The 13187-nt window shown below is 66.0% G+C and carries 11 protein-coding genes; 6 read left to right on the top strand and 5 right to left on the bottom strand.

Going from position 1 to position 13187, the window contains the following annotated elements; genetic code table 11:
* The first annotated feature begins 68 nt into the window (after positions 1-68).
* Positions 69-1403 (top strand): TrkH family potassium uptake protein, encoded by a 1335-nt coding sequence (locus BLU88_RS00755; protein ID WP_231939515.1) that lies wholly within the window; start codon positions 69-71, stop codon positions 1401-1403.
* 110 nt (positions 1404-1513) lie between these two features.
* Positions 1514-2251, top strand: a complete 738-nt coding sequence (locus BLU88_RS00750) for a potassium channel family protein (protein WP_092009140.1) — start codon at positions 1514-1516, stop codon at positions 2249-2251.
* A 116-nt stretch (positions 2252-2367) separates the two neighbouring features.
* Here the strand turns inward: BLU88_RS00750 and BLU88_RS00745 are convergent, their stop codons facing one another.
* The 3 genes from BLU88_RS00745 to BLU88_RS00735 all read right to left on the bottom strand — a co-directional run bounded on the left by BLU88_RS00745 (position 2368) and on the right by BLU88_RS00735 (position 4592).
* Positions 2368-2664 carry an antibiotic biosynthesis monooxygenase family protein gene (locus BLU88_RS00745; protein ID WP_092009137.1) on the bottom strand — a complete coding sequence of 99 codons (297 nt, stop codon included), beginning with the start codon at positions 2662-2664 and terminating at the stop codon, positions 2368-2370.
* Positions 2665-2784: 120 nt separating this feature from the next.
* Positions 2785-3633, bottom strand: a complete 849-nt coding sequence (locus BLU88_RS00740) for a hypothetical protein (RefSeq protein ID WP_092009135.1) — start codon at positions 3631-3633, stop codon at positions 2785-2787.
* Positions 3630-4592, bottom strand: a complete 963-nt coding sequence (locus tag BLU88_RS00735; protein ID WP_092009133.1) for an ABC transporter ATP-binding protein — start codon at positions 4590-4592, stop codon at positions 3630-3632. Before BLU88_RS00735 ends, BLU88_RS00740 begins: the two co-directional genes overlap by 4 nt.
* A 43-nt stretch (positions 4593-4635) precedes the next feature.
* Between BLU88_RS00735 and BLU88_RS00730 the strand changes: the two genes are divergently transcribed.
* Entirely contained in the window at positions 4636-5271 is a 636-nt protein-coding gene (locus tag BLU88_RS00730; protein WP_092009131.1) for a TetR/AcrR family transcriptional regulator, read from the top strand.
* A gap of 9 nt (positions 5272-5280) precedes the next feature.
* On the opposite strand, the gene BLU88_RS00725 is transcribed toward BLU88_RS00730, so the two are convergent.
* Positions 5281-6636, bottom strand: coding sequence for a site-specific DNA-methyltransferase (locus BLU88_RS00725; protein ID WP_092009129.1), 1356 nt, complete (start codon positions 6634-6636; stop codon positions 5281-5283).
* 37 nt (positions 6637-6673) lie between these two features.
* Here BLU88_RS00725 and BLU88_RS00720 point away from each other — a divergent pair, with 37 nt between their 5' ends.
* Positions 6674-8197, top strand: a complete 1524-nt coding sequence (locus tag BLU88_RS00720; RefSeq protein WP_231939514.1) for an FAD-dependent oxidoreductase — start codon at positions 6674-6676, stop codon at positions 8195-8197.
* Between the two features lie 76 nt (positions 8198-8273).
* Here BLU88_RS00720 and BLU88_RS00715 read toward each other — a convergent pair whose 3' ends face one another.
* Positions 8274-9722 carry a helix-turn-helix domain-containing protein gene (locus tag BLU88_RS00715; RefSeq protein ID WP_092016981.1) on the bottom strand — a complete coding sequence of 483 codons (1449 nt, stop codon included), beginning with the start codon at positions 9720-9722 and terminating at the stop codon, positions 8274-8276.
* Positions 9723-9906: 184 nt separating this feature from the next.
* Between BLU88_RS00715 and aceA the strand changes: the two genes are divergently transcribed.
* On the top strand, positions 9907-11217 hold the full coding sequence (gene aceA, locus BLU88_RS00710; RefSeq protein ID WP_092009125.1) for an isocitrate lyase: 1311 nt from the start codon (positions 9907-9909) through the stop codon (positions 11215-11217).
* Between the two features lie 245 nt (positions 11218-11462).
* A complete protein-coding gene (gene aceB / locus BLU88_RS00705; protein ID WP_092009123.1) occupies positions 11463-13070 on the top strand; it encodes a malate synthase A in 1608 nt (535 codons plus the stop codon).
* Positions 13071-13187: the final 117 nt, after the last annotated feature.

Below are 13187 nucleotides of genomic sequence, written 5' to 3'. Positions count from 1 at the left end.
TTCTGACCGTTACCGGTGAGTTGACTGCGGATGGTTTCATTCCGGTCCGATGGTGCTACATTGCGTGAGTGCACAGCTCACATCGCTCAGCGATCGTCCGCGTCATCGCGGGCTACCTGGCAGCACTGGTCACCGGTACCACTCTGCTCATGACTCCGGCGGCCACCGTCGCTGACGGCGGCATCTCGCTGCTCAAGGCCCTGTTCACCGCCACCTCGGCGCTCAGCGTCACCGGGCTCGTCGTCCTCGACACCGGTCAGGACTACACTCTCTTCGGCCAGATCGTCATCATCTGCCTCATCCAGGTCGGCGGTCTCGGCGTGCTCCTGCTCACCGCTCTGCTCGCCTTGCTGCTGGCGGGTAAGGCCGGCCTGCGGCTCCGCCAATCCGTGGCTTCAGAGACGAAGAGCGACGCGATCGGCGGTGTCAAACCGCTCGTGCTGCGCATCACGGCACTGACCGTCGGGGCGGAGCTCGTGGTCGCCTCGGTGCTGTTCTGCCGGTTCTTCTTCCACTACGACGAACCCGTCACGGCGGCACTCTGGGATGCGATCTTCCACGCGATCTCCGCGTTCAACAACGCCGGCTTCGGGCTGCGCCAGGACAGCCTCGTCGACTATGTGGCCGACCCACTCATCTGCGGTCCGATCGGGCTGGCGGTCATCCTCGGCGGGCTCGGCTATCCCGTCCTCATCGAACTCGTCCGGCGGTACCGGACCCCGCTGAAATGGGGTCTGACGACGCGGATCATGGTCGTGCTCACCCCGGTTCTGCTTATCGGCGGCACCGTCTTCATCGCCGTGATCGAGTGGAACAACGCCGCGACGACGGGCGACCTCGATGCGTGGGGGAAGGTCCAGGCGGCGGCGTTCCAATCGACGATCACGCGCACGGCCGGGTTCAACTCGATCGACATCAGCCAGATGCACACCGCGACGTGGTTCGGGATGGACGTCCTCATGTTCATCGGCGGCGGACCGGCGGGCACGGCGGGCGGCGTGAAGATCACGACGATGGCCGTGCTCGCGGCGACGACCTGGACGGAGGTCAGCGGCGGCCGGTCCGTCACCCTGTTCGGTCGTCGCATCTCCCGAGACGTGCACCGGCAGGCGACGACGGTCATCGTCCTGGCCCTGGGGTGGGTGCTGCTCGCGACGATGGTCATCCTGCTCTTCGACCCGAGATTCGGCCTCAGCCGGGTCCTCTTCGAAGTCATCTCCGGCTTCGGAACGGTCGGCCTGTCGACCGGGATCACCGCGGATCTGTCCGCCCCCAGCCAGATCGTCCTCATCCTCACCATGGCGCTCGGCAGGTTGGGACCGGTGACCGTGGCATCCGGCCTGGCCCTGCGCGAGCGCCCCATCCGCTACGAACTGCCGAAGGAGCGTCCGCTGATCGGCTGATTTCCGCACCATCGAGAGCCGAAACATCGACCGCTGAGACCCTCGCCGAGGCGGTCCCGACGTCATATCGGGACGCGGAATGAGATCTGCGGCCCAGAAAGGACACGACCATGAACGAGAAGAAGAACTGGATGGCGCGGTCAGCGTCGTTCTTCACCGGCGACCCCTCGCCGTTGGCGAAGGACGGAGCGGTGGCCGTGATCGGGCTCGGCCGCTTCGGCGGATCCCTGGCGCGTGAACTCGCCGAACACGGGGTCGAGGTCATCGGCGTCGACCACGACGATTCGGTCGTGGCCGAATTCGCCGACATCCTCGCTCATGCCTCCCGCGCCGATGCCACCGATGAGGTGGTGCTGCGACAGCTGGGCATCGACGAGGTCTCCCGCGTCGTCATCGCCATCGGCAGCGACCTCGAGGCGAGTATCCTCGTGGCTTCGCGGATCCTCAAACTCGGCAATCGGCACATCTGGGCGAAGGCGATCAGCGAAACCCACGCCGAGATCCTCCACCAGCTGGGCATCGGCAACGTCATCAGCCCCGAGAACGATATGGGTCGCAGGCTGGCCCACCTCATCCGGGGGCATATCTCGGACTTCCTGCCCATCGACGAGGATTTCGTCCTGGCCCGCACCACTCCGCCGGTGCGCACAGCCGACGTGCCCTTGGCCTCCTTGGGACTGCGCACGACGTACGATGTCACGATCGTCGCGTTCAAACGTCGCGGCGGCAGCCGCTGGGACATCGCCGATCGGGACGTCACCCTCTATGCCGACGATGAGATCCTCGTGGCCGGCAGTCCGAAGAAGGTCGAAGCGTTCAGTGAATTGGACAAGGACGCCGACGCATAGGTCGACGTCCTCGGACGATTGGCATTCCCTCGCCGAGGCGGCGCTTGAGGTCCCAAAGGTCCCTCACCGCGGCGGCCCCGTAGTCGGGGTGTCAGGTCGGGGCGCTGGTGCGGGCTTCAGTCGCCGAGGTCGACGACCTCGAACTCGAGGAGGTTCGCCTGTTCGGAGACCGGCTGCTTTCCGCCGGACTCGTGGGCGGATGAGCGGTTTGCCCGCCAATTCTCGAAGTCCTCCCGGGTCGCCCACTGGGTGTAGACGAAGTACTGGTCTCCGCCGGCGACCGGTCGCAGCAGCTGGAAGCCTTCGAAGCCGGGAGCCCCGTCGACCGAATGCTTGCGCTGAGCGAAGCGCTTCTCGAGCTCTTCCCGAGCTGGTTCGGCAACGGTGAGGGCGTTGATGGCGACGACTGACATGATGGCTCCTTTTCGGATTGGACAGTAGAGTCACTTCGACCCTACGGCTTCGACCCGAGTGGTGTCTGGGCAGTCCGAGTCTTCGCCCGGAGAGTCTCACGGCCGGTCGCAGAATTCTCGTCAGAAGTCCTGCCGGCGCAGCCGCCACGTTGCCAGCAGTGCGCCACCGGCCGTCCAGGCGACGAGGACGACGATGGCCGGGAGGACGCCGATGTACTCGGTCCCTCCCGCCTCGGCGACTCCGCTGATATTGTGCACGGCGCCCAGGGGCAGGAGCGGTCGGAGCACGGACGCGAGTCCGTCCGGCAGCCAGCCGGCGAGCATGGACCCGACCAGCAGGGTCAGCGGGGTGAGCACTCCGCCGGTGACCGAGCGGAAGGCGACCGCACCGAAGACCGCGAGGAGCGAATAGATCACGGGCAGGAGGGTGCTGCCGAAGGCCAGCCGCAGATGGTCCGAGCTGCCGGCCGCGGCGAGGACCTCCGACCAGTCAGCCCCGGCGGCAGTCCCTGCGAGGAGGCTGCCGCTGATCGTGACGATGACGGCCGTGATGACTGCGGTGACGGCGGCGGCCGCGGCGATGACGACGGTCTTCGCCGTGACGATGCCTGATCGCCTGCGAGCGCGCAGCAATGCCTCGGTGATCGCGCCGGTTCTGAACTCGACCCCGGTGAACCAGGCGGCGAGGACGACGAGGACGGCCGCGGCGGCATCGACGCCGAGGACGCTGGCCGAGAGCACATCCTCGGGGCTGGTCACCGACAGCGGTGTACCGCGGGTGGCGGGGATGGTGAGTACGAGCAGGACGGCCGCGACCGTGCCCAGTGCGAGCGCGACGCCGAGCAGCTGGCGCGGCCGCTTCGGGTCACGGAACTTCACCCATTCGGCACCCGTCCACCGGGGGCGGGCAGTGATCGGTGAGGACGGTGCAGTCGGAGAGCCTGGTGTGGTCGGTGGTGCCGTGGTCATGCCGTCGCCGTCTCAATCGGGTGTGTGAGAGTGTGCCGGTGCCGATCGTCGCCGGTGTCGGTGAGTCCGAGGAAGGCGTCTTCGAGGTCGGGTTCCTCGGCGGCGAGCCCCGTGAGTTCGACTCCGAGCCGAACACAGAGCCTGAAGATCTCGCCGGGGTCGATTCCGGTGATCGCGGCGTGAGCGCCCATCTCGTCGGCGTCGACTGTCCAGCCTTCGGCCCGCAGGTGATCGAGCAGCGGTGCGAGATCAGTTCCTTGGACCTGCACCCGGGTTGAGGATTCGCGTCGCAGCGCGTCGAGGGGGCGGTCGGCGATGAGCAGGCCGTCGCGGATGATGATGACGTGGTGGGCGATGAGCTCCATCTCCCGCAGCAGGTGGCTCGAGAGCAGCACCGTTCTGCCCGTGCTCGCGACGTCTGTGAGGAGGGTTCGCAGCCAAGTGATTCCGGCGGGGTCGAGGCCGTTGAGCGGTTCGTCGAGGATGAGCACGTCGGGGTCGGTGAGCAGGGCGGCGGCGATTCCGAGACGCTGACGCATGCCCAGGGACAGTTGGGAGATGCGGCGGGAGCGTGCGCGAGTGAGGTCCACGAGCTCGAGCATCTCGTCGATCCTGGCGGGTTCGGTTCCCGTCGCCGTGGCGATCCAGTCGAGGTGTCCTCGTGCCGTGAGTCCCGGCAGCATGTGTTCAGCACCGAGGAATGCTCCGGCGATTCGTGCGGGTTCGGCGTGCTCGGGCAGGGGGCGGCCGTGGATGGCTGCGGTGCCGGAATCCGGCGAGGTGAGTCCGAGGATCATCTGCAGCGTCGTTGATTTGCCCGCGCCGTTGGGGCCGAGGAACCCCGTGACCTGGCCCGGCTCCACATCGAAGCTGAGATCGTCGACGACGCGGAGTCCGCCGTAGCTCTTCGTCAGACCGCGGACCGAGATGCCTTCATCGCTCGATGACGATACATTCATACTGCAATAATGATGCAAGTTTATCGTATTGTAAAGTGGGGGGATGCCGAAGATCGTCGATCATGCCCAGCGCCGCACCGAGATGGTCCACGCCCTATGGCAGGTCATCTATCTCAAGGGGATCGACGGGGTGTCGTTCCGGTCCGTCGCCGAGGCGGCCGGAATCTCCGTCGGTCGCGTGCAGCATTACTTCCCCTCGCGCAGTGAGCTCATCCTCGAGGGCTGTCGACAGATCGTCGACGGCGCCGAGGCGGCGGGGCCCGAGGATGCCGATGAGTCGACCCGCACCGGTTCCGCTGATGCGGTGAGTGCGCTCCGTCGGTTCTGCTTCGCGTTCATTCCCGCAGGTGAGACGATGCGCATCGGCGCATCCGTGTGGTACACCTACGTCGCCCGGGCCGTGATGGACGAGCAGATCGCCGGTATCATCCGTGCCAGCGATCGGGCGACCCTCGACCTCGGGATCCGCCTCTATAGGGCGGCCGTCGGCATGGACGGCACCGTCGGCGAGGTGGGCGATGGTGAGGCCGGCGATGACAATGCTGCCGCCCGCATGTGGGCGATGCGGATGATCGCCCTGGGCAAGGGGCTGGCTCAGGAAGTCATGCTCGATGAGCGCAGCGCCGCCTCGGCGAAGGAGATCCTCGAAGCGGAACTGGCGCCTCTGGTCGCGCACTGACCGGACGATTCAGCCGATCGACGCGGCGGCGGACTGGTCGCCGTCGACGACCTCGAGCTCGGTGAACGCCAGTCCGGGGGAGTGGATGTCAGCGGCACGGCGGATGCGCTCCGCGGTGAGATCGCTGATCGACGGGAACTCGGCGTCGCCGCCGATGTCGGCGCTGCCGGCCCGGTCCGTTCCGCCGCCGACCACCACGGCCTTGGCATTCTTCGACAGGAGCGGCTCCGGGGTCTGCACGAGCACGAACGACCGCGACCCCTGATCCCTTTCGTTCGCGGCCATCACGGCCTGCGCGGTGGTCCCGGACCCGGCGAAGAAGTCGAGGACGATGGCATCGGGGTCGAAGAACGTCTGCGAGGCCACGAGAGCCCTGACCAGCTCGACCGGCTTCGGATAGCTGAACACCCCGCCCAGGCCCAGCGGCTCAAGATCGTTCTGCCCGCCGAGCGCCTTGATGATCGAGTACATCTTCGAACTCGCCTTCTCCGCCGGCGTCACCCGCACCACCGCATGCTTGCCCTCGGTTCCCCAGGGCCGCAGGATGTACTCGCCCGTCGCCAGCTTCGCGTCCACCTCGGCGAGCTTCCTCTCGCCCTTGACCGCGACGATGTCCTCATACATCAGCCGCCGCTCCGAGCCGCGCGCATACCGGCCGAACCCGGCGCGCAGCACATCGGTCTCTACGAGCATCCGCCTGCCGTCGATGACCTCGAGCTTCGCCGGCGACTTCTTCTCCGTGAGGAACGGCCCCACCCGGCCGGCCTCCCGGGCCCACACGTGCACATAGTCGTGCCCGCGCACGAACGATCTCGCATTGCCCCCGCCCTTGGCGCGCTGATGGATGAGCGTGCCCAGTGAATTGCCCTCACCGAAGATCTCGTGGCCGAGCAGCTGCGCCCAGGCGCTCTCCTTGTCATCGAGGTGGAGGAAGATCACCCCGTCCTCGCGCATGAGCTCGCGCGCCAGCATCAGCCGCGGCGTCATGAACGACAGCCAGCTCGCGTGATCGTGGCCGTGATCCTTGTACGTGTGCGCATTGCCCGTGTTGTACGGCGGGTCGATGTAGACGACCTTGACCTGCCCACGATGCGTGGCCAGCAGCGCCGACAGCGCAGGCAGGTTGTCCCCGACGATGAGCAGATTCTCGTGCGGATCGGGGACATGATCGCCACCCTCGACGTCTCGCAGATGCGGACGACCCTCACCGAGGCGGGGCTCCCGTCCAGGGAGGCCCTCGTCGAGGCCGGACCGAGGTTCCCGTTCGCTCCCACCCGGGCGGGGCCCGGAATCGGATTCCGCGATGAGGCGACGACCGAGGGCGAAGGCGGCGGCCTTGCCCGGCCACTCCAAGACGGTCGTCATCCTTCTCCTTCACCTCGAACGGTGCCAAGATTGCTGTATGAGTATTTCACGAGTGGCCGTCGTCGGTGCCGGCATCCTCGGAGTCGCCGCCGCCCGCGAGGCCACCATGCGGTTTCCCGACGCCGAGGTCACCGTCTTCGACAAGGCCGATGCCGTCGCCGCGCACCAGAGCGGTCACACCTCCGGCATCGTCGACTCCGGACTCGAGCAGAAACCTGGGTCGGCGGAAGCGAAACTCACCAAGCGGGGCCTTCAGCTGCTCATTCCCTATATGGCCGACACGGGCGTGCCCTACCGAGAATGCGGGCAGCTGCTCATCGCCCAGAACACCGACGAAGCCGAACGCCTCGAAGAGATCTTCGCCCGCGCCGAAGACAATGGGATCCCTGGCGCGAGACTGCTCGAGCGCCACGAGATCGGCGCCGTCGAACCCGCTGTCAGGGGTGTGCTCGGGCTCTTCTCGCCCTATGCGGCCATCGCCGACTTCTCGGCGCTCACGACGGCGCTCGCCTCCGATGTGCGTGCCGCCGGAGGGGCATTCCGCTTCGGCACCGAGGTCACCGGCTTCGATGCCATGAGCAACGAAGTCCGCCTGCGCGGGCGCCCCGTCCCGGAAGATGACCCGCCGACGGGGCAGGAGGCAGCGGCGGGGGATGACGGTGATGATGGCCGCGACGAACAGGTCCGGGATCGTCCGCGCACTTATCACGGGGAGGAGAGCCGCGAGCCCGTCATCGGCCTCGGCGATGAGCTGCGCGATCGCTTCGGGCAGCAGGACTGGTTCAAACAGGCCGAATCGACGATCGGCGAGTGGACGCAGAAACTCTCGGACTCCTGGTCGCGTCGAGACGACCCGCACCGAGGCGGCTCCCGCCGCGACGGCTCACCCCGAGGCGGCCCGGCCCGGGACGCCAACGCCGACGAGGTGCTCGGCACCTTCGACATCGTCATCGTCTGCGCCGGCCTCCAGGCCGATCGCCTCGCGACCGCCGCCGGACTGGACGCCGAACCGCGGATCGTGCCCTTCACCAGCGACTACTACCGGATCCCGGCCACCGACACCGAGGTGGTCCGCGGCATCATCGGATCCGTTCCCGACCCACAGGCTCCCTTCGCCGACACCTCGATCATCCGCGGACTCGACGACGGGCTCACCCTCGGACCGAACACCTTCGTCGCACTCGGCCGCGAAACCTACGACCGGCAAGGATTCGACCTCTCCGACATCGGCTCGACCGCCCGCTCCAAAGGATTCTGGAAGTTCGCCGCCCAGACCGCGAAGACAGCTGCCCGCGGAGCCAGACCACTGGTGAGCAGGACCGCCTTCGTCGACGGAATCCGCCGCTTCGTCCCCGAACTCGACCCGACCACAGTGGTCCCCGGGACCCGCGGAGTCCGAGCACAGGCGATGACCGCCGACGGGGAGCTCATCGACGAGCTCACCATGACCCGGCGCGGCAGACTGACCATGGTCCGGTCCGTGCCGAAGTGGGCGGCCACCTCGGCGCTGGCGATCGCCGAAACGATCGTCGATCGGGCCTTCGAGCGCACGGCCCGCTGAGACCCCTCCGCCGAACACCCGAAGTGGGGGAGCCGCCTCGGCGAGGGAATCCTGCACCGTCGATCGGTGCCGACGATCAGCCGGAATGGCGTTCGAGGAACTCGTAGACCTCGGTGTCGTCGACGCCGGGCACCGCGCCGGGTGGAACCGCGGCCAGCAGCGAGGCGTGCATGCGGGCCGACGGCAGCGCCTGGTCCTCCCATTTCTCTGCCAGGTCATCAGGAGCCTGCCGGCAGCAGGACGGATCCGGGCATCCGGACTGCGATCGGATCTGCGATTCCCGACCTTCGAACCAGCGGACGTGGGAGAACGGGACGCCGACGCTGATGGCGAAATCGCCGCCGGGCAGCACGCGAGCGGTGCACCAGAATGATCCCTGCGGGGTGTCGGTGTACTGGTAGTACGGGCTGAACCGGTCGGCGACGCGGAAGACGGTACGCGAGGTGAAGCGCTTGCATGCGAACTGGCCCTCGATCGCGCCGAGCGGATCGGTGGGGAACGGCAGCCCGTCGTTCGAGTACGCCTTGTGGATCGTGCCGGAGTTGTGGACCTTCATGAAGTGCACGGGCAGTCCGAGGTGCTCGGTGGCGAGGTTCGTGAACCGGTGGGCGGCCATCTCGTAGCCGACGCCGAACATATCGCGCAGATGCTCGACGGAGAGCACTCGCTTCTTCTTCTCCTCCTCGAGCATCGGCACAGCCGAGGACTCGGGCAGCAGGATCGCGGCAGCCAGATAGTTGGCCTCGACGCGCTGCTGGAGGAACTCGTGGAAGTCCTTCGGGGAGTCATAGCCGAGCACGTGCGGAGCCAGGCTCATGAGCAGGTGCGACCGCGGATCGAAGGCGGCATCGGCATTAGGCAGATACAGCCGCTTATTCGCGGTGTCCGAGATGGACCGAGTCGATTCGGGTAAGTCAGAGACGTAGTGGAGGCTGAAGCCGAGCTTCTCCGCGATGAGCGCCGTCTGCCGCTGCGAGACCGTTCCGGATTCGTAGCCGACGAGGTCGAGCAGCTCCGCAGCGGTGTCTTCCAGTTCGGCGAAGTAGTTGTTCTTCTCCTTCATCCGGTCCCGCAGCTCCCGGTTAGCTCGCCGTGCCTCCTCCGGGGTCGCTGCACGCCGTTCCAGGGCCTCACCGAGCTGCCGCTGGAGCCCCACGATCGCCTCTAGGGCATCGGCCGGCAGGGACTTGATCCGCACTTGCGGCAGGCCGAGAGACGAATACATGGGGGAGGCCTGATTGCGTTCTGCTTCGAGCTCGAGAGCCTGCCGCTCGTCGATCGGAGCAGGGTCGATGAGCTCGGAGACATCTGTCTTCAGAGCCTTCGCAATCGCAGCCAAGAGCGTGACAGAAGTTTCTCGCTTGCCGTTTTCGATCGTCGAGATCTGAGAGGCTGCACGCCCCACTTCCTGCCCCAGGTCATTGAGGGTCAAACCACACTTCTTGCGAAAAAAGCGGATTCTTCTGCCGATGCTCAGCGGATCGGTCTGCTGTTCTTCGCTCTCAACTTCCGCGCCAACGCTGATCAAGGCGCCTCCCTCAGTTTTTGTGGGCTGGTTCACATACTCGAAAAACAGTATGACAGAAGCGCTGAATTTCTGAAACCGGAAATATCGAGATTATTCATCCAGAAATTCAATGCGAGAGCCCTTGCGGCCCCCGCAGACTGGATACATCAACAACCCCGAGAGATCGAGAAAGAGAAGGACAATGACTGAGAACACCACGCAGAACAGCCTGCACGATGCTGAAGCCATCCGTCGCGACTGGGCCACCAACGCCCGTTGGTCGGGAGTCGCTCGCGACTACGAGCCCGAGGATGTCGTCAAACTGCGCGGTTCGCTGATCGAGGAGCACACGCTGGCCCGTCACGGAGCCGAGCGCCTCTGGAACCAGATCACCGCCGGTGACATCCACTCCGGTGACTACGTCAACGCACTCGGTGCACTGACCGGCAACCAGGCAGTCGAGCAGGTCAAGGCCGGCCTCAACGCCATCTACCTCTCCGGTTGGCAGGTCGCCGCCGACGCGAACGCCGCCGGCCAGACTTACCCCGACCAGTCGATCTACCCGGCCAACTCGGTGCCGCAGGTCGTCCGTCGCATCAACAACGCTCTGATGCGTGCCGACCAGATCGAGACCTCGGAAGGCAACAAGCAGGTCGATGACTGGTTCGCTCCGATCGTCGCTGACGCGGAAGCAGGCTTCGGCGGCTCGATCAACGTCTACGAGCTCATGCGTTCGATGATCGCCGCCGGCGCTGCCGGTGTGCACTTCGAGGATCAGCTCGGTTCCGAGAAGAAATGCGGCCACCTCGGCGGCAAGGTCCTCGTTCCGACCTCGCAGCACATCCGCACCCTCAACGCCGCCCGCCTTGCAGCCGACGTCGAGAACGTGCCCAGCCTCGTCATCGCCCGCACCGACGCCGAGGCGGCCACGCTGATGACCTCGGACATCGACGAGCGCGACCAGCAGTTCGTCACCGGTGAGCGCACTGCCGAAGGCTTCTACAAGGTTCGCAACGGCATCGAAGCGGGAATCGCCCGCGGACTGTCCTTCGCTCCCTATGCGGACATGCTGTGGATGGAGACTTCCACACCTGACCTCGAGGCAGCCAAGAAGTTCGCCGATGCGATCCACGCCGAGTACCCGGACCAGATGCTGTCCTACAACTGCTCGCCGTCGTTCAACTGGCGCAAGCACCTCGACGATGCCACCATCGCGAAGTTCCAGCGCGAGCTCGGAGCCATGGGCTACAAGTTCCAGTTCATCACCCTGGCCGGCTTCCATGCTCTCAACTACTCGATGTTCGATCTGGCCCACGGCTACGCCCGCGAGCAGATGACCGCCTACGTCGACCTGCAGGAGCGCGAGTTCGCTGCCGAGGAGCGCGGATACACCGCGACCCGTCACCAGCGTGAGGTGGGCACCGGCTACTTCGATCTGGTGTCGACCGCGCTCAACCCCGAGTCGTCGACCACCGCGTTGGCCGGCTCCACCGAAACCGCTCAGTTCAACTGAGCCGCACCGGGTTCTCACCCCGCTGACCAGCGGGGATGAGTCCGCCAGAGACCCGGGGCGGATCGGCGATGTTTTCACGGGGTTTACATCGCCGATCCGCTCCGTCACACCACAGACGATTCGAAGGACCCCGCCGCGATCCCACCGGAGCGCTCACGATCACGGATGAGCCGCCTCGGCGAGGATCACCCACAGACCCAAGCCACACATTCCAGGCACACACTACGACGGGTGAGGAGAAGCCCATGTCTTACATCAAGATCAACGCGCCGCTCGAAACCGGCTTCGGCACCGTCCTTTCGGAGCCTGCTCTGACGTTCATCGCCAAGCTCCACGACGAGTTCGCCGGCACCATCTGCGACGTGCTGCGCACGCGCCGGGCCCGAGCCGCCGAGATGAACGGCGGAACCCTCCCCCGTTTCAAGCCTGAGACCGCCCGCATCCGTGCCGACCGCTCCTGGTCGGTCGCAGGATCCGCCGGCGCGCCCGGCCTGGAAGACCGCCGTGTGGAACTCACCGGCCCGGTCACCGAAGACGAAGTCGTGGCAGCGCTGAACTCGCAGGCCAAGGTGTGGCTGGCCGACCTCGAAGACGCCACGAGCCCCACCTGGGCCAACGTCATCGGCGGACAGGTCAACCTCTTTCGCGCCATCCGCGGCCAGCTGCCCGGAATCACCAACGACAATCAGCCGACCATCGGACTGCGTCCCCGCGGTTGGCACCTGCCCGAGAAGCACCTGATCTACGTCGATGACAACGGAGCCGAGTTCTCGGCCTCCGGTGCCCTGGTCGACTTCGGTCTGTACTTCTTCCATAATGCCCGCTACCTCATCGACAACGGCTCCGGCCCGTACTTCTACCTGCCGAAGCTCGAGTCCTCGCAGGAAGCACGCCTGTGGAACAAGATCTTCGTCACCGCGCAGAATATGCTCGGCATCGAGAAGGGCACCATCCGCGCCACCGCTCATATCGAGACGATCACCGCAGTGTTCCAGATGGAGGAGATCCTCTTCGAGTTGCGCGAGCACTGCGCCGGACTCGAAGCCGCCGGCTGGGACTACCTGTTCTCCGTGGTGAAGAACCTGCGCAACACCACCGAGTACGTTCTGCCCGACCGCGAGCGTCTGACGATGGACCTGCCGCTGATGAAGGCCTTCACCGACCGTCTCGTGGCCACCTGCCACCGTCGCGGAGCACACGCGATCGGCACCATGTCCAACCTCATGGCCGATCACCCGGATCAGGGGTTCGTGGCCGCCGAGTTCGAGCGCATGCGTGAGGACAAGGCCCGCGAGGCCTGGCAGGGCTTCGATGGCACCTGGGTGGCCGATCCGGCACTGGTTCCGGCCGCTCTGGCAGTGTTCGACGCCGCTCTGGGATCGCAGCCGCACCAGCTGGAGAACAAGCGCCCCGATGTGCAGGTGACCAGTGAGAACATCCTCGACATCACCGGCCTCGAACCGGTCGTGACCGAAGAGGGCGTTCGGGTGAACATCCGCGTGGCCATCGGATACATGAACGAATGGCTCGGCGGCAATGGGCATGTGGCTCTGGAAAACCAGCTCGAAGACGTGTCGACGGCCGAGATCTGCCGCTCGCAGATCTGGCAGTGGATCCGCCACGAGGTGACCCTGGACAACGGTCAGCAGCTGACCGCGCGTCTGGTTGAGCGCTACCTCGGCGAGGAGCTGGCAGGCATGGAGCGCCGTGCCGATGACCACTTCGACGAGGCCGTGGAGATCTTCCGCGAGACGGCACTGGGCGAGGAATTCGCCGAGTTCCTCACCATGCCGGCCTACACCGACCATCTGGTCGACCGGGTGTCCAAGGCCACGGAAGCCTTCGTCGCCTAACAATTGCTACCTGACGGCGGCCCAGCAACCTCGCGCGAGGTTGCTGGGCCGCCGTCACGTAGTTCTGGGGCAATGGGAGTTGCTGCTACCTGACCGCTGCGTGATCCCGAAGTGAAC

Origin of the sequence: Brevibacterium siliguriense (assembly GCF_900105315.1) — a bacterium.
Classification (GTDB): domain Bacteria; phylum Actinomycetota; class Actinomycetes; order Actinomycetales; family Brevibacteriaceae; genus Brevibacterium; species Brevibacterium siliguriense.
The sequence above is the reverse complement of the archived record's forward strand: the minus strand, read 5'-3'. Positions and strand labels throughout refer to the sequence as shown.

Excerpts from the sequence above, each read along its gene's own strand:
- BLU88_RS00725 (WP_092009129.1), bottom strand. The coding sequence starts at position 6,636 with ATGACGACCGTCTTGGAGTGGCCGGGCAAGGCCGCCGCCTTCGCCCTC.
- BLU88_RS00720 (WP_231939514.1), top strand. The coding sequence starts at position 6,674 with ATGAGTATTTCACGAGTGGCCGTCGTCGGTGCCGGCATCCTCGGAGTC.
- aceB (WP_092009123.1), top strand. The coding sequence starts at position 11,463 with ATGTCTTACATCAAGATCAACGCGCCGCTCGAAACCGGCTTCGGCACC.
- BLU88_RS00750 (WP_092009140.1), top strand. The coding sequence starts at position 1,514 with ATGAACGAGAAGAAGAACTGGATGGCGCGGTCAGCGTCGTTCTTCACC.
- BLU88_RS00745 (WP_092009137.1), bottom strand. The coding sequence starts at position 2,664 with ATGTCAGTCGTCGCCATCAACGCCCTCACCGTTGCCGAACCAGCTCGG.
- BLU88_RS00740 (WP_092009135.1), bottom strand. The coding sequence starts at position 3,633 with ATGACCACGGCACCACCGACCACACCAGGCTCTCCGACTGCACCGTCC.
- BLU88_RS00735 (WP_092009133.1), bottom strand. The coding sequence starts at position 4,592 with ATGAATGTATCGTCATCGAGCGATGAAGGCATCTCGGTCCGCGGTCTG.
- BLU88_RS00730 (WP_092009131.1), top strand. The coding sequence starts at position 4,636 with ATGCCGAAGATCGTCGATCATGCCCAGCGCCGCACCGAGATGGTCCAC.
- aceA (WP_092009125.1), top strand. The coding sequence starts at position 9,907 with ATGACTGAGAACACCACGCAGAACAGCCTGCACGATGCTGAAGCCATC.